Genomic DNA, 20,123 nt, shown 5'->3' on the forward strand with positions numbered 1-20,123 from the left:
CTCTTGATGGAATTTACAAGCCCGATCGATCGGGGACGGAGCTAGTGGGCTGAGCCGTTGCCGTGATAGTTGTCGGTATCGTAGAAGCCGTTGCGTGTGCCAAAAAACAAGCAGGCCACAATAAAGATCGGCGTCAGCGCTAGCAAAATCAGTTTTACATCCATTATCCCACCTCTAATAAAACGGCGTCTTGAAGAAATGAATCTCAACAGTCGCCAAAGTTACCTCGATTGTGTCTTAAATTTCCACGACTGGGAATGTCTGAAGCCTGATTTCTTTCTTAAGAACGATCGCGTATCGTCTGCTGCTGTATCGATCGCCCTAATTCTTAAGTTTTATGAAAAACTGGAAGCGAGAGGTTTGGAACACTGTATGTCGAATTTGAGTGAACTGCTAGAACCGATCGCGGCTTGGTTTCGCAGCCTGGGAATCCCCAGCCCGATCGTGCATTGGGGACATCCGGCGATGATGGCGATCGTGGTTTTCGTGATGGGCAGCTATGTTGGACTGACGGGCTGGCGCGGTCGCGTCGTCGAGGACAAAGATGCTGCCGTCAAAAGTCGGCTCGATCACCGCAAGCTTGCTCCGCTGATGTATCTGTTCATCGTGCTGGGCGCAACGGGCGGAATTTTGTCGCTCGTCATGCAGCACAAGCCGATTTTGACTAGTCCGCATTTTTGGACGGCGATCGCGGTACTGATTTTGCTGACTGGAAACGCAGTGATAGCGGCGATCGGTTTCGGGAACAATAAAGCAACCCTCCGCACGATTCACGCTTATTCTGGCAGCATCGCGCTGTGTTTGCTGTTTCTGCACGCGCTGCTCGGCCTGAAATTGGGACTCTCCATTTAGCAAATCGGCGGCGGGAAATTCGGGTACGGAGATCCCATGACGCCGTTTGCGATCGCGCTACTTTGTGCTGCCTACATTTTTGGCCTGCTGCTGACCGGATTTGGCAACGTGGCCGGACTGCCGATCGGCGCGATCGCCTCGCTCGGTTTGGCTGTTCTAGCGGCGGTCGCGATGCCGAAATTTTGGCGAATCGGGCGATCGCGCAACTGGCTGGCCGCAGGTCTAGTAGGCTGCATCGCCGTTTTCTACTTTCAATTTCGCATTCCACAGCCGATCGCATCCGACATTAGCCATCTGCTCAATGACGATTTTTTACAGGTGCAGGTACAAGGAACGATCGACAGTACGCCCCGCCTGACGCGCAGCCAGAAAATTCAGTTTTGGCTGAGGGCAAATCAAGCGAAAATTGGCGATCGATCGCAGTCCGTTACAGGCAAGCTGTACGTCACCGTGCCACTTTTGCAAGCAACCGGACTCTATCCAGGGCAAACGGTCAGCGTCAGTGGATTCCTTTACGATCCCAAGCCTGCCACGAATCCAGGTGGCTTCAATTTTCAGGCATATTTGCGGCAGGAAGGCGGATTTGCCGGACTGAGTGGGCGATCGATCGAGATCACTTCTTCATCTCCACCGCCGATTTTGTGGACGGTACGGCAGCGAATTTTGCGATCGCAAGTTTCCGCCTTGGGCGTTCCTGCTGGCGTGCTGGTCAGCGCGATGGTAATGGGGCGCAATGGAATCGATTTGCCGTTTGCCGTGCAAGATGAATTTAGCCGCGCAGGTTTGGCGCACGCACTGGCGGCTTCTGGCTTTCAGGTGTCGCTGCTGATCAGCATGATTTTGGCGTTGACACGAAGACTTTCCGGTCGGACGGGCTGGATTTTAGGAACTGCAATTGTCCTCGCTTATGTTGGCCTGACGGGACTTCAGCCCGCCGTTTTGAGAGCCGCAATCATGGGATTGGCGGCGCTGTATGCCTTGACGAGCGATCGCAAAATCCGCCCGATCGCCAGTCTCCTTGTCGCGGCCACCGTTCTACTTTTGTGGAATCCGCTGTGGATTTGGAATCTCGGCTTTCAGTTCAGCTTTATGGCAACGCTGGGCTTACTGCTGACGGCGCAACCGTTGAGCGATCGCCTCGACTGGCTGCCGACTTCGATCGCTTCGACGGCTGCCGTTTCGATCGCCGCCTATTTGTGGACATTGCCGCTTCAGCTTTACGTGTTTGGGACGGTTTCGCCCTACAGCATTTTGATTAACATTCTGGCGACACCGCTGATTGTCGGGGTCAGCATTGGCGGCATGGTCAACGCGCTGATTGCTTTGGGTTCGCCTGCGATCGGTGCTTTGACCGCGAAATTGCTGTTTCTCCCGACTCACGCCCTGTTGCAACTGGTCGCTCAGGTCGATCGCCTGCCGGGAAATCTGTACGCGATCGGTGCGGCTTCCACCTTTCAAGTCGTGATTCTCTACCTACTTTGGGCTAGCCTAAGCTGGCGACTTTCTCCACCGCAAAAGCCAGCCCCGCGTTTGCTGTGGATAACTGCCTTCTTGAGTTTGAGTTTGGTTGCCCTGCCTGCTTGGTACGATCGCGCTCATCTCACGCAAATCAGCGTTCTTGCAACCGAGGAAATGCCCGTTGTCGTTGTGCAAACGCCTGGTCAGGTAGTTTTGATTAACAGCGGCAGCGAAACCGAAGTGCGCTACACGGTGCAGCCGTTTTTGCGGCAGGCGGGAATCAACCGGATCGATCGCGCCATCGCCCTCGACGATCGATCGAACTGGGAAAAACTGCGTGAAACGAATGCGATCGAAACGCGCTATCAGGTCGGGCGGGCGATCGATGCTCGGCTGTTGGGCGAAGGTCAAACGCTGACGATCGACCCGCTACGCCTACACATTGTTTCGGCAAATCCGCCGATTCTCGAAATGCAACTTCACAATCAGCGCTGGCTACTGTTGGGATCGAAAGGGCAAATTCCTTCAACGCTGCCTCGCGCCGATGTAGTTTGGTGGCCGGGGCACAACGCATCCATGCTGTTTCGTGCTGTTCAGCCGCAAGTAGCGATCGCCCCCAGCCTTGAGCCACCAGCCTCCAGCCTTCAGCAGAAAAACATCCACACGATCGCCACTGACGAGCAAGGTGCGATCGTGTGGACGCCCGATCGCGGATTTGCTGCCCTCCTGAGCGAAGACGAATCAAGTGGCCTATAAGTAGCTCCCCACCCGTTTATGTGCTTTTGCAAGCGTCAGTAGTGCCAAAACTTTAGCTTGGCGATCGCTCTATCTCCACGTCGATATCTTGTGCTTCTTGACCTTAACCTGTTCTTAATCTTATCATCCCCTTATCTGAGCGACTTACCGGAGTTAAGGCAATGCAAGACGAAACCAATCTGCTGTTTTTCAGCCCGAATGATTGGCAAATGCTTGTGTTTCGCTTGAGTATGGCTTTGTTGGCTGGTGGCGCGATCGGATTGAATCGTCAGCGATCGAATCGACCCGCAGGAGTGCGAACCTACATGACTGTCAGCGTTGGGGCAGCCATGTTTGTGATGATTCCGCTTCAAACGAGCATTGACATTAACTCAATTAATGCGCTCAGCCGCACGGTTCAAGGCATTGCCACAGGGGTAGGATTCATCGGTGCGGGGTTGATTTTGCAGCAGTCAAGACAGAACTTGAAACCCCAAGTCAAAGGCTTAACGTCTGCCGCAGCACTGTGGCTGACCGCAGGGCTAGGAACAGCGGCAGGCTGCGGATTGTGGCGCATGAGCTTAATTGGAACAGTGCTGATGCTGTTTATTTTAAGCGGCGTGAAAGAACTCAAACGCGCTCCGATTTATCGATATCACCTCTATGGCAAGCGCAGTAAGAAGGCGCGATCGATTCACACTTCATCCAGTACCTCGTCTTCAACTGACGAATCAGATTAATTTGTTTTAACATTAGGGGCGATCGCAGCTTCGGCTATCACGCGGATTGCTCAAAATTACGATCGGCGGCTTTTCGGCCAAGCGTGAAGTGCTGCAATGATGCCGCTCAGCTTACGATGGAGATTTGCAGTTCGTGATTCTATGGTGTCGATCGACTCACACGCTGCCAGCCCGCTCGCTGCCCGAATGCGTCCGCGCACGCTCGATGAATTTGTCGGGCAAGATGCCATTTTGGGACAGGGACGACTGCTCAGACGAGCCATCCAAGCCGATCAGCTTTCTTCCATCATTTTTTACGGTCCACCGGGGACGGGCAAAACGACGCTGGCGCAGATTATCGCCAACACAACTCGCGCTCACTTCATTGCGATCAATGCCGTCCTCGATGGGGTCAAGGAAATTCGTGCTGCGGTGGCTTCGCCTCCGGGTGCCACTGCCCAAACGAAGCAGCAGTCCAAGCAAAAAACGATTCTGTTTGTCGATGAGGTGCATCGCTTCAACAAAGCGCAGCAAGACGCGCTCCTGCCTTGGGTTGAGAATGGCACCGTCATCTTGATTGGCGCAACAACTGAAAATCCGTATTTTGAGGTCAACAAAGCCCTCGTGAGTCGATCGCGCCTGTTCCAACTCAAGCCACTGACTGAAACGGATTTGCGATCGATCGTGCAGCAGGCGTTAACCGATGGCGATCGCGGTTATGGCAAGCTCAACGTTCAAATTGACTTGGACGCGATCGATCATCTGGTCAACGTTGCCAATGGCGATGCGCGAGCTTTGCTCAACGCGCTGGAACTGGCGGTTGAAACGACGCCGCCCAACGACGCAGGCGAAATTCACATTTCCCTGTCGGTTGCGGAAGAATCGATTCAGCAGCGAGCCGTGCTGTATGACAAAGAAGGCGACGTGCATTTCGACACGATCAGCGCCTTCATCAAAAGTGTGCGCGGCTCCGATGCGGATGCTGCTTTGTACTGGCTGGCTCGCATGGTGTATGCGGGAGAAGACCCGCGCTTTTTGTTTCGACGGATGCTGATTTTGGCGAGCGAGGATGTGGGTTTGGCCGATCCGCAGGCGGTTGTCGTCGTGAATGCTTGTGCAATGGCGTTCGATCGCGTCGGACTGCCCGAAGGCCGCTATCCGCTGGCTCAAGCTGCGCTGTATCTGGCAACCGCTCCCAAGTCCAACAGCGTCATGGGCTTTTTTGATGCCCTCGCTGCCGTCGAACAAGAGCGCGAAGCCGAAGTGCCCAATCCGCTGCGTGATGCTAAGCGCGATCGCGAAGGCTTTGGGCATGGCGCAGGCTACCTCTATCCGCACGCCTATCGCGATCACTGGGTTGCCCAGCAGTATTTGCCGAACGCCTTGCAAGGCCAAGTGTTCTATCAGCCATCCAGTCAAGGCGATGAACTGCAAATCCAAACGCAGGTGGCACGGCAGCGCGAAGCCCAACTCGCGGCAATGGTTGCAGGCAGCGCGATCGCCCCGCCCGAAATTCTCACCAATAGTCCTGTCAATCGATCGCAAGACCGCTGGCTGGAGCGCACGATTTCTCAAACCGCCACGCAGCTTGCCACCGTGCGCGATCGCCTGTTTGCCGCCGCCGCGCCCCAGCGTCATCATCTGCTGCTCGACCTCAACGCCAGCAGCGGCTTACTGGTGTGGGAAGCGGTGCGACAAGTGCCCGAAGGCGGCGTGTATGCCAGGGTTCGCACTCCGGTAGAAGCTGAGGCGTTGCAGGAGCAGGCGATCGCGCTGGCCGAATTGTCGCGCCCGATCGTTGTCACCAGTTCACTAATTGAGCTGTCCACACCGTTGCCGGAGTTGCGCTTCGATCGCATCCTCGGACACAACGCCCTGATTGCGGAGCCAAACAAAGCGGAAATTTTGCGATCGATCGCCACCTTGCTCGCCGCCGATGGGGTGCTGTTGCTGGGGGAAACCGTACCCCGCCATACGCAACGGCTCTATCAGCTAGTTGAATCCGATCGATTTCCGGCTGATTTCTACCAGCGGTGGATTGCGGCGGAAGAAACGATCTACCAGAATGCCGCTGATCCGATGACCAACTGGGATGCGGTTGATCTGCAAGCTGCCGCTGAGCAGGCCGGACTGAGGGCGACCGTGCAGCTAGAGCCGACCCAAACCCAAATGCTGCTGACGCCTGCGCTGCTCGATCGCTGGTTTCGTCCGGGTAAAGATCGCCCCAGCTATGGCGATCGATTGGCGCAACACCTCAAGCCGAGTGAGGTTGCAGCCATTGAGCAGGCATTGACCCGCCTTGCTTCGCAGCAGGTGCACTGGCGAGGCGCGATCGCTTATCTGCGTGCAGAGCTTTAACTCAAGCTTGAGCATCGGGCGAGCACCCGCGCGAGGGCATGGCACGCCATGCCCCGACACCAAGTCATTGATCTGAAAACGGATGCGATCGCCACGAAATCAACGCAGTCTGCTACGGGACGGTTCGTTAACCAAGTCCGCTCAAGGTTGAGCCGGAAAAAACAGAATTAGCGGCGAGTGCCTGAGTGCGAGTGAACGGCTGATTGGCTTCCTGATACATGCGTGCCAAAGCACCTGTAAAGGCAGCATTGTAGTCCAAGGCGACTTCGTTCGTGATGAAGTTGGTGCGATCGTCAACATAGGCGTTGTCGTTGGGCGCAGACAAGCCGCCAACCAACGCACCCGTCAAGACATTGCGGTTAGTCAGCGGGTCGTTGATGTTGTTGGTGGTGGAGCCATGTGCAGCGCGATGGTGCGGATTGCGGGGAGCGTTGTTGCCAAATCCCACCACATAGCTGCGGTTGTTGGGATTATCGCCCAGCAGGTAGTCGATTTGATCAGCGGCAAAGTTGGAGTAGCGCCCGGAGGAGGCGGAGCCACCGCCCGGATCGTTCACCGTGTCGCTATAAACTCCGGCCACAAACGCAGTATTGGCGCTATAGCGAGCGGAACCCCACTGGTCGAGCCACGCGAAACCACCGGGCGTGTAGCGAATGCCTGCGCCGCTTTTGTCGCTCCAGTGGTTGAGCCAGTTTTCGACATCTGTGCGATAGCGAGAATTGCCCGTTTCCTGCGCCAGCAGAACTGCTGCACCGTGCGATTTTTCATCCCAAGATTGCGTCCAGCCTTGGTACACACCTTGGTAGTAGCTTTGCGCTTTGTTGAGGTAGAACGTGTCGGTTCCACCTTTGGCTTCGATCGCTTTGTGCAGCCAAGTTGCAGACCACACCAGTTCATCCGTGTAGCTGTAGGACGGATAGAAGTTGGCCGCATCAGGAATCGAATCTGAGTATTTGCCGCGATACGTGTCTGCGAAGCTAAAAAGCTGGGTGGCGTGGGTGAGCAGGCGATCGGCATAGGCAGCATCAGTGGGACGAAACGCGATCGAGGCTGCTGCTAGTGCTGCCGCTGCTTCTCCAGCTAGATCAGAGCCAGGACGCTGAGCATCAATCTTGAAGGCTGGCCGCGCCATTGTCATCGTTTCGGGCGGCCCCCAGTAGGCATGGTCAGGCCCACCGAGTCCGACTTGACCCCAAAATTCGTTCGGTGCAGTGTGCGCTTTGAGAATGTAGTCGGTTCCCCACTTGATCGCGTCGAGCGCTTCATCAAGCTGGCCGCTTTGCTGGTAGGCACTGCGATATTGCACCACGCCCCAGCCCAACATCGTCATTGACGCGGCCATCGGAAAGCCAAACTTGACGTGATCGCCCGCGTCGTAATAGCCGCCTGTCAGGTCAACACCGACATCTGCACCATCGCGCAAGGCGGAATCGCCCCGCCAAGCAATGCGATTGGTGCTGGGCAATCTGCCCGATCGCTGCGCTTCGTAAAACAAAAACGACTTCTCCAATGCCTCCCCGTAGTTAAACCTGCTGGATGCAGGCGGCGCATCGTTGTCGATAATCGTCGCAACGCCTTCTCCATCCGCGATCGTCGCGTTGGCGGCACTGCTGAGGTTAACCGCAAAAGTTTCACCCGATTCCGCGATCGTGTCGCCCAAAACGCTCACTTCGATCGTCTTGCGCGTTTCGCCCGGAGCAAAGCGCAGTGTGCCCGTTTTGCTGGTGTAGTCCGAATTGGCGATCGCAGTCCGATTGGCCGTCGCAAAATTCACGTCAATGGTGCGCGTGCTGCTGGCGGAAAGGTTGACGCTGAACGTGGCGGTTGCTGCGCCAGTGTTGCCCTCGGTGACGGTGACATCACCGATCGAAAGATTAGGGGTTGGAATGGGAGTTGGGGCTGGAGTTGGAGCGGGCGTTGGAATTGGAACTGGAGCAACATCATCGTTGGTAATTGTGCCAACGCCTTCTCCATCTGCGATCGTGGCGTTGGTTGCACCGCTGAGTCTGACCGAGAAAGTTTCGTTAGATTCCGCGATCGTGTCGCCCAAAACGCCGACCGTAATGGTTTTCTTTGTTTCGCCTGGTGCAAACCTCAAGGTGTTGGTGCTGGCCGTGTAGTCTGAGCCTGCCGTTGCGGTTCCATTGGCAGTGGCGTACTGCACCGTCACGGTTTGCTGGCTGGCTTGTGACAGTTGCACATCAAACGTGGCAGGCGCGGTTCCGGTATTGCCCTCAGCGATCGTTCTGTCGGCGATGGACAAGGTTGGCAGAGCGACTGCGCCACCGCTATTGAGGGGAGAACCGTTCAAAATGAAGTTCGTCGGCTGTGCGACTGCGCCGCTCGCTTTGCTGCCGTTGAACCCAAAAGAGGCAGTGCTAGTTGGAACGATGGTGCGGTTCCAACTAGCGTTCCGTATCACATAGCGGCTACCTTGACGGCTAACAATTTCAGCATTCCAGATTTCAGTAATCGTGAAGGGCGCGTCAAACTCTAGCGTCCAGCCATTTAAACTGCTGGTGCTGGAGTTGGCGATCGACAGATTCGCACTGAAGCCGCTGCCCCAGTCGCTTGCAACGGAGAAGTCAACAGTATTCATTCAAGGTTGGGGGTAATGTATGCAGGGAAGGCGTGACAAAATCACGTCAACAAAAGCGATCGATGCAAGATTGAGTTGAGAACCATTGCCCTTAACCAGAGCAAATTGGCTGCAAAACTAGAACCACATCATTGTGAAAATTCCAATCAATTGTGCTGTTGTCTTGAGACAAGAGAAGCCATGTTTCAAGGAAAGGGCGATCGCCTAATGAAGCTGCAAATCTGTGTTTGCAGAAGATAAAGGTTAGGCGAGAGTTTGTCGTTCAAGCAACGACTCACCGTAGGTTTAACAGTCAGAAAAGCATCAAAAAGCAGCGTTTAACAAATATCTACGTGAGTTTTAACTCGGTAAGCGTTGAAATTAAACGACGACCCAACTTTAACGACCCAATTTCCATTGAGAACTGCTCAAGAGTCTTAACAGGCAGATGCTCGCGTCCAAATATAGCCCAACCAAGATTGAGCCAGTTGAGTAAATTTACGAAAGTTTTAAGCTCGTGCCGCTGTAAAATTAATAACACTGCTTTATGCAATACACCGAGCAAAAAGTTGTGCATTGAGAATTGAACTATCAGTTGATGAAGTTTCGTTGTATACGTTACGTGAACTTCAAGCAACTTAAATATCTGCAAAACAAACTTCAAATGATACTCGGGTAATTTGTAGAATCTTTAACCGCAAGTCCGGAAGTGTGATTTCAATTACTAGACTTGAGATCTTAATAAACTAACTCAATTTGACTCGATGAAATGCTCGAATTAGACAAGAACAGTATCAAGCTTGGCGCATCTGCCTCAAGCAAGATAGACGCTATTCAACAGGTAGGGTCGCTGCTGGTTGAAGCCGGACATATGCAGCCGGAATATGTCAGTAGCATGGTTAATCGCGAGAAAGTTGCCAATACTTATCTTGGTAACGGCATCGCCATTCCACATGGTCTACCGATCGATCGCAACCTAATCAAAGAAACGGGGATCGCGGTTTTGCAGGTTCCTGCTGGAGTCGAGTGGAATCCGGGTGAAACTGTTCACTTAGTTGTCGGAATTGCAGCAAAATCCGATGAACATATCGAAGTTTTGCAGAATTTGACGCATGTTTTGGGCGATGAATCGATCGTCGCTCGACTTGCAACGACAGAAAATCCGATCGATATTGTTCGCCAATTAACGAATCCGCAAGCTGCATCTGCACCGATTGAAATTGAGCCGGATTTTGCCAAATCGATCGACGTGGCGATCGCAGCGGGAGCCGGATTGCACGCTCGTCCGGCAACCGCTTTGGTGAATTTAGCCAAAGAATTCGAGTCAGAAATTCGAGTGCGATATGGCGATCGAACCGCCAACGCCAAAAGCTTAGTTTCACTGTTGAAATTAGGCGTAGAAGGCGGGCAAACGATTCGCATTATGGCCGAAGGAACAGATGCCGATCGCGCTTTGGAGACGCTCAGAAGTGCGATCGCGGCTGGACTCGAAGACGAAGAGGAAAACGTTCCCGTCAGGCTCGGCCAAAGTTTGCAGTTTGAATCGACTCCAATTCCCGGAATTGCGGCTTCTCCGGGCGTAGCGATCGGCTCGGTTTTTCAGCTTCAGCGCGGCAGCATTGTCTTTGCAGGAACCGCAAAAGATCCTGCTTTGGAAGAAACCCGTTTGCTGCAAGCGATCGAGGCGGCCAAAGTTCAGCTTCAAGATTTGTATGAAGAGGTGAAGGCGAAATCGGGCGCGGCCAAAGCGCAAATTTTCCAGGCACATCAGGAGTTTTTGTCTGATCCCGAACTGGTGGAGGACGCGATCGCCCACCTCAAAGACGATCGCAGCGCAGCGTGGGCATGGCAGCAAAGCTATGAACAGCGAGCTTCTGCGCTGGAAAAACTGCCGGATGCGCTGCTGGCAGCCAGAGCGATCGATCTGCGGGATGTCGGTCAGCGCGTGTTGCGTTTGCTGGCCGATCGCGTCGAGGATGAGCCAGTCATGCCAAATTCTCCGATGATTTTGATTGCCGAAGATTTGTCACCCTCGGACACGGCGCGGCTGAATCCGGATTTGATCTTGGGATTCTGCACGGCTTACGGCGGCGCAACGTCGCACTCGGCCATCATTGCGCGATCGCTCGATATTCCGGCGATCGTTGGGGCGGGACCTGCCGTCCTGAATTTGCCGAACGGCACACCCTGCATTCTCGATGGCGAAGGCGGCAACCTCTACCCCAACCCGTCTGAAGCGGATTTGCGAACGGCTACCACTGCCCAGAAAGATTTGCAGGCAATTCGGGCAGCAGAAAAGCTGGCCTGCTATCAGCCTGCGCTGTTGACGGACGGGCATCGCGTTGAGGTCGTGGCGAATATTGGGGCGGCGATCGAAGCGGAACAAGCCGTCAATGCCGGAGCGGAAGGGGTCGGACTGCTGCGGACGGAGTTTCTGTTTTTGAATCGATCGGAGCCACCTTCGGAAGAAGAACAGTACGCCGCTTATGCCCAAATGGTCGATGCGCTCAACGGTTTGCCGCTGATCGTCCGCACGCTCGACATCGGCGGCGATAAAGCGATTCCCTACCTGAACATGCCTGCCGAAGAAAACCCGTTCTTGGGTGTGCGCGGTGTGCGGCTTTGCTTCCAGCGTCCGGATCTGTTTGAGACGCAGCTTAGAGCGATCTTCCGCGCCTCGGCTCAAGGTGAAATCAAGATCATGTTTCCGATGATCGCCACGATCGAAGATTTCCGGCAGGCGAAACAGATGGCCGAACAGGTGCGATCGCAAGTCGGTGCGGTTCCGGTCGAGTACGGCATGATGGTCGAGGTTCCGTCTGCGGCGATTCTGGCGGCGGAATTTGCCAAAGAAGTCGATTTCTTCTCAGTTGGCACGAACGATCTCACGCAGTACACGCTGGCAATGGATCGCGGCCATCCCGTCCTCGCCAAACAAGCGGACGGCTTGCATCCTGCCGTGTTGCGCCTGATTCACCAAACTGTGCAGGCGGCAAAATCGGAAGGCAAATGGGTCGGCGTTTGCGGCGGCATTGCTGGGGAGCCGATCGGCGCGGCGATTCTGACGGGCTTGGGCGTGAGCGAACTCAGCGTCAGCATTCCCAGCGTGGCGGCGGTGAAAGCGAAACTGCGGAGTTTATCGCTGGCTCAGGCAGAGGATTTGGCGAATCGGGCGTTGCACTGTCGGACTGTGCAAGCGGTGAGAGCGCTGCGTTGAAGCTGCCCTCACCCTAAATCCCTCTCCCCCAGGGAGAGGGACTTCTGATTCCGGTTCGATCCCCCTTCTCCCCAGAGAGAGGGAGCTAGGGAGAGTTTAAACAGCCGATCTTCCCCAACCCTCCTTTTTAAGGAGGGAGCCGAACCACCGATCAAAGTCCCCCTTTCTAAGGGGGATTTAGGGGGATCTCCACAGGCCAACCAAGCCACACAGAAGATTTTAAAGCACACCCTAGGGAATTTAGAGGGCGATCGCAAACCCAACTCAATCAACAATCATGACTCTTCAAATCGCCACAGTGACGTTAAATCCAGCGATCGATCAAACCGCCTCGATCGCCAATTTCCGCGCAGGCGAAGTCAATCGCGTGGCGTGGGAGCAGTCCGATCCGGGCGGCAAAGGCGTTAACGTGGCTTCGTTTCTGCGCGACTTTCAGCTAACCGTAACCGCATCGGGTTTTTTGGGAAAAGGAAATATCGAACTGTTTCGCAATTTCTTTTTCAAGAAGCAGATTTGCGATCGATTCATTCCGATCGCAGGACGAACGCGCACGAATGTCAAAATCATTGACGAGGTGCAAAATCAAGTTACCGACATTAATTTTCCCGGTCAAGCTCCCACCGGAGAAGATGTGGAAAGTTTGCATCAGGAGATCGATCGATTGGCGATCAATCACGACTGGTTCATTCTTTCTGGCAGTTTGCCTGCCAATGTTTCTCCTAATATTTATTTCGAGCTAACTGAACGACTCAAAGCGCAAGGAAAAACGATCGTTCTAGATGCGAGTGGTGAAAGCTTGAAACAGGCACTTCGTGCTGCACCTTTTGCCATTAAACCAAATCTAGAAGAACTGCAAGAAGGATTGGGGCGATCGCTCCAATCCACTACAGAAATTGTGCAGGCGGCTCGCGAACTGATCGATCGCGGCATTCAGTGCGTAGTCGTGTCGATGGGTGTAAAGGGTGCACTTTTTGTCGAAGCAAAATCGGCAGTTTGGGCGCGTCCGCCTCGTGTCGAAGTGGTCAGCACGGTGGGCGCGGGCGATGCGATGGTGTCGGGTTTAGTGGTGGGAAAACTGCGGAATTTGTCACTTCCGGATACGGCTCGATTGGCAACCGCTTGTTCGATCGGAGCCTTGAGCCAAGTGGGACCACGTTTGCCGCCTCAAGACGCGATCGCCTCGTTCACTACACAAGTTGAAGTCGAAGTTTTGGACTAATTCAATTCACCTTTCAAACACAAGAAAATGACAACCATTCAAAACATTGTGGCGGTTACTGCCTGTCCAACCGGAGTCGCTCACACCTTTATGGCGGCGGAAGCATTGCGGCAAACCGCCCAGATGCAAGGCTATCGAATCAAGATCGAAACGCAAGGATCGGAAGGCGTCAAAAATGCGCTTTCTGACAGCGATATTGGTGCGGCGGATCTGGTGATTATTGCCGCAGATATTCACGTCAATCTCGATCGATTTCGCGGCAAACCTGTTTACGCTGTTTCAACAAGCAAGGCAATTCGCGATACAAAACAGGTGTTGTCGGCGGCGATCGCGGAAGCCCAACAAACCAGCGCTCCTGCTGCACAACTGACAGCTCCACCGCCCGTTTCAACAACTGATCAAAACGGTACAGCGACAAAGCGATTGGTGGGCATCACGTCTTGTCCAACCGGAATTGCACATACCTTCATGGCAGCGGAAGCGTTGCGAAAGGCAGCGATCGGACTCGGCCACGAAATTAAAGTGGAAACGCAAGGTTCGGTCGGTGCAAAAAACCAACTGACATCCGAAGAAATTGCTCAAGCCGATGCAGTCGTAATCGCCGCCGATACGCACGTCGATCTGTCGCGCTTTCGAGGCAAACGAGTCTACGAAACTTCGACTAAGCAGGCGTTGAAAGATGGGGCGGGCGTGGTTCAAGCAGCCTTGGCCTTGCCTGAACCTGTAGCAACGACGGCTTCCGGGTCGAACGGACAAGGCTACTTACAGTCGGTGCAGGAAGCGAAGGCAGCGCGATCGGCTCAGCGCTCTGGCCCCTACAAGCATTTGCTGACGGGCGTTTCCTACATGCTGCCTGTGATCGTGGCGGGCGGCTTGATTATCGCGATGTCGTTTGTGTTTGGGCTGACGCCAGCACCAGGATCGATCGGCGATGCTCTGCTGCAAATTGGCGGCAAGTCGGCCTTTGCGCTGATTGTTCCGGTGCTATCAGGATTTATTGCATTTTCGATCGCAGACCGCCCCGGACTCGCTCCCGGACTGATTGGCGGCATGTTGGCCTCAAACCTCGGCATGGGCTTTCTAGGCGGAATTTTGTCCGGATTTCTGGCGGGATATATTGCGCTGTGGGTGCGCGATCGCATCAAGCTGCCGCCCAACCTAGAAGGACTTAAGCCCGTTTTGGTGATTCCTCTGCTTTCCACACTTGCGGTCGGACTGCTGCTGTTCTACGTCTTCGGCACTCCGGTCAAGGCGCTTCTCGATGGCCTGACCGCATTTTTGCAAAACATGGGGCAGACGAACGCCATCCTGCTGGGTTTGGTGCTTGGCGGCATGATGGCGGTTGATATGGGTGGCCCGGTCAACAAGGCTGCTTATACGTTTGCGGTTGGCCTGCTGGCAAATAATACGGCTGGAAATAGCGTATTTCTCCCGATGGCGGCTGTGATGGCGGCGGGAATGACGCCACCGCTCGGTTTGGCGCTTGCCACGCTGATCAACAAGCGCAACTTCAGCGAAGATGAACGCGAGGCGGGCAAAGTCGCATCCGTTTTAGGAATTTCCTTTATCACCGAGGGCGCGATTCCGTTTGCGGCGAAAGATCCTTTGCGCGTGATTCCTGCGTGCATCGCGGGGTCTGCGATCGCGGGCGCATTGTCGATGCTGTTTGGCTGTACGCTTCGCGCTCCACATGGCGGAATTTTCGTGCTGGCAATTCCGAATGCGGTCGGCAATGGCGGCATGTATGTTGTGGCGATCGCTGTCGGTACACTTGTCACCGCGATCGTTGTAACTCAACTCAAGCGAATGCAGCGCACTCCCAAAGTTGAGCAGGAAACACCACCAGAAATGGCTTCTTCCGTTCGCTAAACTAAACTGAAATCATTGCTTAAACCGCAGAGCAGAAGGTATCTTGATCTTCTGCTCTTGCTCTTTCTAAGTCAGACAAATGCACTAAAATAGCTACATTAGCAGTTCAAGTTATCTTCTCTCAAGTAAGCACTCAACATGGTTCAAACTAAAGTAAGATTTGAAAGTTTTGAAGAGTATCTGGCCTATGATGACGGCACAGACTATCTGTATGAGCTATTCAATGGAGAGTTAGTTGCATTGCCACCGGAATCAGGAAGAAATTTCAGTATTGCAGGCTTTCTCTTTATGCAGTTCGCTTCGATACTAGGACATCAGCGAGTACGCGGGCATGGCCTAGAGCTTGAAGTGCGAGGAGAGCCAAGAAATCGCTTTCCCGATCTCACCATTTTGCGCGAAGAACACATCGAACAACTACAGAAACGCAACACGATTCGTCTATCAATGGCTCCACCGTTATTGGTGATTGAAATTGTCAGTCCGGGCGATTTGCAGCGCGATCGAGACTACATCGCCAAGCGATCGCAATACCAAGATCGAGGCATTCCTGAATACTGGATCATCGATCCGCAGACTGAGGAAATTTTGCAATTAAGTTTAACTGAAGCTGGGTTCACTGAAGTTCAATATCAACAGGATGAGCAGATTCGCTTTCAACTTATCGAACTCAATCTGACGACTGCTCAGATTCTTGCAGCAGGATAATGAAAATTTTGATGCTGTCTTCTACCTTTCCATTTCCGCCAAGTCGAGGCGGAACGGAGGTGCGGACATTCAATTTACTAAAGTATTTAGCTCAAAATTATAGCGTCACGATCGCCACTCAGCGTCATTCTCAAGTCAGCGATCGAGACATCGAATTGCTGAAACAATACGTCGATCGTCTGGTGATTTTCTCCCTACCTAATTCCCCTCGAAATTTGAGTTGGACAGGAAAGATCGATCGATTCACGCAATCTTGGATCAAGCAAACTCCGCCAAACGTCCTGCATCGCTACAGCGCAGAAATGCAAGATTGGGTTGATGAAAATCTCGCGGATTTTGATGTTGTGACCTGTGAGCATAGCGTGAATGAAATTTATATTCGTTCTTCTGAGATTCGATCGATCGTTAACATTCATAGTTCAGTTTATGGCTGGACGCGCAATCAGCTTGCTGCTGGTGCATCGGTTCAACCTTGGCGCGATCGCCTCTATCTTCCTTTACTCAAGAATTACGAGAAACGCTATTGCGAAAAGTTCGATCGCATTGTCGTCACAACTGAGGACGATCGCCGAACACTGCAATCAATCGGCGTTAAGAAATCGATCGAGGTGATTCCAAACGGAGTGGATCTGGAATTGTTTCCGATGCGATCGCGCGATCCCAGCAATCATCAGCTTGTGTTTGTCGGGGCGATGGACGCCGATCACAACATTGACGCGATGCGGTTCTTCGTGCTAGAAGTTCTACCTCAAGTTCGCGATCGCGATGCGGATGTGGACTTGGCGATCGTCGGGGCGCGTCCGGCTGCCACTGTGCGATCGCTTGCGAACCATCCGGGCGTGACTGTCACGGGTGCAGTGGAATCCGTTGCGGCTTGGCTGCATGAAGCGACCGTTTGCGTGTTGCCGTTGCGCGTTGGGTTTGGCATCAAAAACAAAACCCTCGAAGCAATGGCGGCAGGTGTGCCGATCGTCGGCAGCGATCGCGCCCTCGAAGGCTTGCCGCCGATCGGACTGCGAGCCAATCGCGTCGAGGAATATGTCAGCGCGATCGATCGCCTCCTCACCCAGCCCGACCTGCGATCGCAACTGTCCACTCAAGGCCGAATTTGCGTCGAGCAAGCGTACACTTGGGAGCAGATTGGCCGCAGGTATGCCGGGGTGCTTGAGCAAACGGATTGAGAGCAAACTGAATTGAGGAAAGCGCATGTCAGGGTCTCGATCGCCACATCCGCATCACCGCAACCAACAGGCTCGTTGTGCCGTCGCCAAGCCTGTGAAACAGGCGGTGAAAGTCAAAGTTTTGCAGCCACGCCGTTCTAGCATCTTAACGCCGCTTCTGAGCCTAGCGCTGCTGATGGCGATGAGCAGTACGGTCGTGCTGGGGGCGTGGCTGGCCGTGATGCTGATTGTCAATCCCGGTTCGGTGAGTGGGCTGGCGTGGCTGCTGCCAGAGTGGAACCGCACGCCGCTGTCGCGCTACCAGTCGATCGCAGAAATTCGTCAGGAAGCGCAATCACTGGGCTTGACGGTGGGCACGACAATTCCGATCGCCGCTCACGTCAGTGGCGATCGAGATGAACTGCTCATCCCAATTTTGAAATCGTCCGAAGAAATGGTGGAACTGCGCGTCTACCGTCCGCACTCCAACAATCAAAGTCAGCTAGAGCTAATCGATCGCCTCAACGTCACTGGGCCGCAGGAAATTTTTGTTCTCGCGCCCTTGAGCCAAACGCCTTCAACCAGCGGCGGTACGGCGCGATCGCTGCCCGTCAGTCAGGTGAGCGTTTTGAACGACAGCGGCGCACCGGGAGTTTGGCTGAGTTTGCGCGGCGAGTGGGCACGCGGCAGCACTCGCACCAGCTATGGATTGATCGTGCGCTATGACCTGAATCAGCATCGGCTGCAAACGCTGCTGCCCTGGACAAGTCCAAACGGCGAAGATCCCAAGTGGCAGCAGGTGACGGGCAATTTTACTCCGGAACTCGTCGTCAATCAAACGGTTGGACTGTCGCCAAACTTCAAGTTCTATCAGCCGATCGCCACTGGCCGACCGATCGACCCGATGAAACTGGTGGCGATCGCGCTTGATCCGCCTGCTTTGCAGCAGTCTCGATTCGTCAACGGACTGCGACTCGCGCAGCAAGGACTGTGGACACCCGCCCTGCAACTGCTAGAAGCCGCCAAGCAGCGCGGCGACTGGTCAACAGTGGCGCAGGCACAGCTTGATGTCGTGAAGTTTCACGCCGCGATTACAAAAGCGCAGGCCGATCGCGACTGGGCAAATCCGACCGAGGCGATCGCTGCCAATTTGCTGGATGGCCGCTGGAGTCGATCGCTTCAGCTTTTGCAGTCGGCAGTGGCGAGCGGTGCAGAACTTCAAGATCTGCTGGGGAATGTCGATCGCTTGGCAAATCGCATCGACACGGCACTCAGCCTCAATCCGGCGCAAGTCGATTTGCAGGCGTTGGGCACTTTGGCGCAGTTTGTGCAGCATGGGCGCGAACCTGCGTTGCGCTGGCTGACGACTCGCAATCGCAATGTGGCGACGCTGGTGGCAAATCGATCGATCGATCCGCGCCTCCAAGCTGTCCTCGATTTGCTCAATCGTCCGCTGCTCGTGGCCGATCACACCAGTCGGATTGTGGGAACTGCTGTGCCAATTCGTCCGCAGGCAAATGATTGGCTGTGGCCGCGATCGCCGGATCTGCCGCCCAATCAAACCTGGTATCGCATCCGCGTCAGCGATTTTTTTGATGGGCGAAGCTGGCGGCGATCGAGCGCGGACTTGAATCTGGCGGCGATCGGGCAAGCGCAACAGCTTTGGAGCGCTTTGGGGCTGACCAGCGATTCCACCATCCAACTGATTCGCTGGGATGCAAACAGTCAGCCGCAGTCGATCGAAGCCGTGATCAAAGCAACGCAAGTTCAAAACGGCCAAGTCTCTTTGCTAGCGGCTGTTGCTGATCCATCTCCGGTTGTGGATGCGCCTGCGGTTGCTTCGGCCTCACCCATCCTTGCCCTCACAACTGCCACCGTTCAGTGGATCACGCCCACGCAGCAATCGCTCAGCGATCTATCGCGCCAACAGCCCGCTTGGACAGAGCTGATGCTGCCAACGCTGCAAGCGGCACTTCCCAACATCACTTTGGTTTCGACGCCGAGCGAATCAATTTTGCAGGGCGCGGAAAATCTTGCTGTCCAGCTTCAGGAACTCACAGGCAATCAGCAGCTTGACGCGATCGTGACGCTTCCCCATCGATCGGGGCGTTCCGAAACGCGATCGCCAACCGTGATTTTTTCTGACCAAGGCCGATTGATCTACAGTGAACTCGGTCAAAATGCTGGACAATCGCTTGCAGCGATCGCCAATTTGGGTGATGGAAAAACGGCGCTTTTGGTGGAACGCAATCAAGCCTATTCGCTGCAACTGTGGTCGCCAGAGCGCGATCGATTTGAGTAGCATATTCGGTGCGGTTCAATCAGGTTGCAGTGCCTTGAAGCGAGTGAATATTATGGTCGAAGCGATCGACTGCGCCCAGCGAGCGATCGTGACTGAGAATACACTGAATAATTTCCAACTAAAGGCGGATTTTCTCACGCTTACCCTTTTGGAGATAGTGAGAGGTGTCGCAATTTTTAGCGACTTGTCCACGTTTTGAAAAAAGCACAATGAACAGCGATCGCCCTATTCAATCTCGCAATTCAGCTCCGTCTTCAGAGCCAACCGGAACCTGCACGATCGATCCGCAATTTGATTTTGATAGCTGGGCGATCGCGGTGAGACGCCAGCTATTAGCCTCTTTGCATAAGCGGACGGAGCGATCGTCCTAATCAATTTTTCGGTGAGATAAACCCGATCGAAAAACGCTGCAATTGGATCGGGTTTATTTGAACATGCTGTATTAATCAGTACGCTAAATATTTACAAACAGGCGATCGACTGCTCTTTGTCCGCCAAACTGCTCAGTAATCAAATCTTGGTAGGTGTTGGCGATCGCAGCAACAGCGAGAATGCAGGTTTGCAGTTCCAGCAAATCCATATTTTCGCCGCCCAAAACCGTATGCGTGAATAGCACCTGTCCGGCTTCGTCAAGCTGAAACGCACCAAAGCGCATTTTGCGATTTTCAGAGAGCAGATATTGCATCAGCTTAGCGTCGCCCTGAGAACCGATCGAAACGCAGCTTGAAGCTTTGACGATCGCCAGTTCATCGCCGTCCCAAGGATTGATGTTCCAAGGTAAAACTTCGACTTCGATTAAGGTGGCATCTTGATAGAGCAAATCGAATTTGGGCTGATCGGCGTGCGATCGCATCGAGTGGCGAAATAAGCTGGTTTTGAGATAGTCTGCGACCTTGGTATAGGTCAATTCTTGAGTGCTGTTCGTGAAAACGATCGACATAAATTTAACAG

The 20,123-nt window shown here is 54.0% G+C and carries 14 protein-coding genes; 11 read left to right on the forward strand and 3 right to left on the reverse strand.

Translation table 11 applies throughout. The annotated features are described in order from the left end of the window. Positions 1-41: 41 nt before the first annotated feature. The gene (locus H6F67_RS28190; protein ID WP_277874610.1) at positions 42-164 is read right to left on the reverse strand and encodes a hypothetical protein; all 123 of its coding nucleotides are present in this window, start codon (positions 162-164) and stop codon (positions 42-44) included. 208 nt (positions 165-372) lie between these two features. Here H6F67_RS28190 and H6F67_RS18255 point away from each other — a divergent pair, with 208 nt between their 5' ends. The 4 genes from H6F67_RS18255 to H6F67_RS18270 all read left to right on the forward strand — a co-directional run bounded on the left by H6F67_RS18255 (position 373) and on the right by H6F67_RS18270 (position 6,122). Further along, positions 373-852, forward strand: coding sequence for a DUF4079 domain-containing protein (locus H6F67_RS18255; protein WP_190768084.1), 480 nt, complete (start codon positions 373-375; stop codon positions 850-852). Between the two features lie 36 nt (positions 853-888). Continuing rightward, a complete protein-coding gene (locus H6F67_RS18260) occupies positions 889-3,066 on the forward strand; it encodes a ComEC/Rec2 family competence protein (RefSeq protein WP_190768054.1) in 2,178 nt (725 codons plus the stop codon). A gap of 161 nt (positions 3,067-3,227) precedes the next feature. After that, the gene (locus H6F67_RS18265) at positions 3,228-3,785 is read left to right on the forward strand and encodes an MgtC/SapB family protein (RefSeq protein WP_199304503.1); all 558 of its coding nucleotides are present in this window, start codon (positions 3,228-3,230) and stop codon (positions 3,783-3,785) included. A gap of 141 nt (positions 3,786-3,926) precedes the next feature. Next, entirely contained in the window at positions 3,927-6,122 is a 2,196-nt protein-coding gene (locus H6F67_RS18270) for an AAA family ATPase (RefSeq protein WP_190768055.1), read from the forward strand. Positions 6,123-6,249: 127 nt separating this feature from the next. On the opposite strand, the gene H6F67_RS18275 is transcribed toward H6F67_RS18270, so the two are convergent. Continuing rightward, positions 6,250-8,721, reverse strand: a complete 2,472-nt coding sequence (locus tag H6F67_RS18275) for a glycoside hydrolase family 9 protein (protein WP_190768056.1) — start codon at positions 8,719-8,721, stop codon at positions 6,250-6,252. 748 nt (positions 8,722-9,469) lie between these two features. Here H6F67_RS18275 and ptsP point away from each other — a divergent pair. The 7 genes from ptsP (at position 9,470) to H6F67_RS18310 (ending at position 19,543) form a co-directional block, all read left to right on the forward strand. Further along, positions 9,470-11,917 carry a phosphoenolpyruvate--protein phosphotransferase gene (gene ptsP / locus H6F67_RS18280; RefSeq protein ID WP_190768057.1) on the forward strand — a complete coding sequence of 816 codons (2,448 nt, stop codon included), beginning with the start codon at positions 9,470-9,472 and terminating at the stop codon, positions 11,915-11,917. A 277-nt stretch (positions 11,918-12,194) separates the two neighbouring features. Then, a complete protein-coding gene (gene pfkB, locus H6F67_RS18285) occupies positions 12,195-13,136 on the forward strand; it encodes a 1-phosphofructokinase (protein ID WP_190768058.1) in 942 nt (313 codons plus the stop codon). 27 nt (positions 13,137-13,163) lie between these two features. After that, positions 13,164-15,005: a PTS fructose-like transporter subunit IIB gene (locus H6F67_RS18290; RefSeq protein WP_199304504.1), complete on the forward strand. Its 1,842-nt coding sequence runs from the start codon at positions 13,164-13,166 to the stop codon at positions 15,003-15,005. 138 nt (positions 15,006-15,143) lie between these two features. Next, positions 15,144-15,710, forward strand: coding sequence for a Uma2 family endonuclease (locus H6F67_RS18295; RefSeq protein ID WP_190768059.1), 567 nt, complete (start codon positions 15,144-15,146; stop codon positions 15,708-15,710). Positions 15,711-15,721: 11 nt separating this feature from the next. Continuing rightward, on the forward strand, positions 15,722-16,891 hold the full coding sequence (locus H6F67_RS18300; RefSeq protein ID WP_313926860.1) for a glycosyltransferase family 4 protein: 1,170 nt from the start codon (positions 15,722-15,724) through the stop codon (positions 16,889-16,891). Between the two features lie 25 nt (positions 16,892-16,916). Continuing rightward, on the forward strand, positions 16,917-19,172 hold the full coding sequence (locus H6F67_RS18305; protein WP_190768061.1) for a hypothetical protein: 2,256 nt from the start codon (positions 16,917-16,919) through the stop codon (positions 19,170-19,172). A gap of 209 nt (positions 19,173-19,381) precedes the next feature. After that, entirely contained in the window at positions 19,382-19,543 is a 162-nt protein-coding gene (locus H6F67_RS18310; RefSeq protein ID WP_190768062.1) for a hypothetical protein, read from the forward strand. Between the two features lie 83 nt (positions 19,544-19,626). On the opposite strand, the gene H6F67_RS18315 is transcribed toward H6F67_RS18310, so the two are convergent. Continuing rightward, positions 19,627-20,112 (reverse strand): T3SS (YopN, CesT) and YbjN peptide-binding chaperone 1, encoded by a 486-nt coding sequence (locus tag H6F67_RS18315; RefSeq protein ID WP_190768063.1) that lies wholly within the window; start codon positions 20,110-20,112, stop codon positions 19,627-19,629. Positions 20,113-20,123: the final 11 nt, after the last annotated feature.

Source organism: Microcoleus sp. FACHB-1515 (assembly GCF_014696105.1).
Lineage (GTDB): Bacteria > Cyanobacteriota > Cyanobacteriia > Elainellales > Elainellaceae > JAAUTJ01.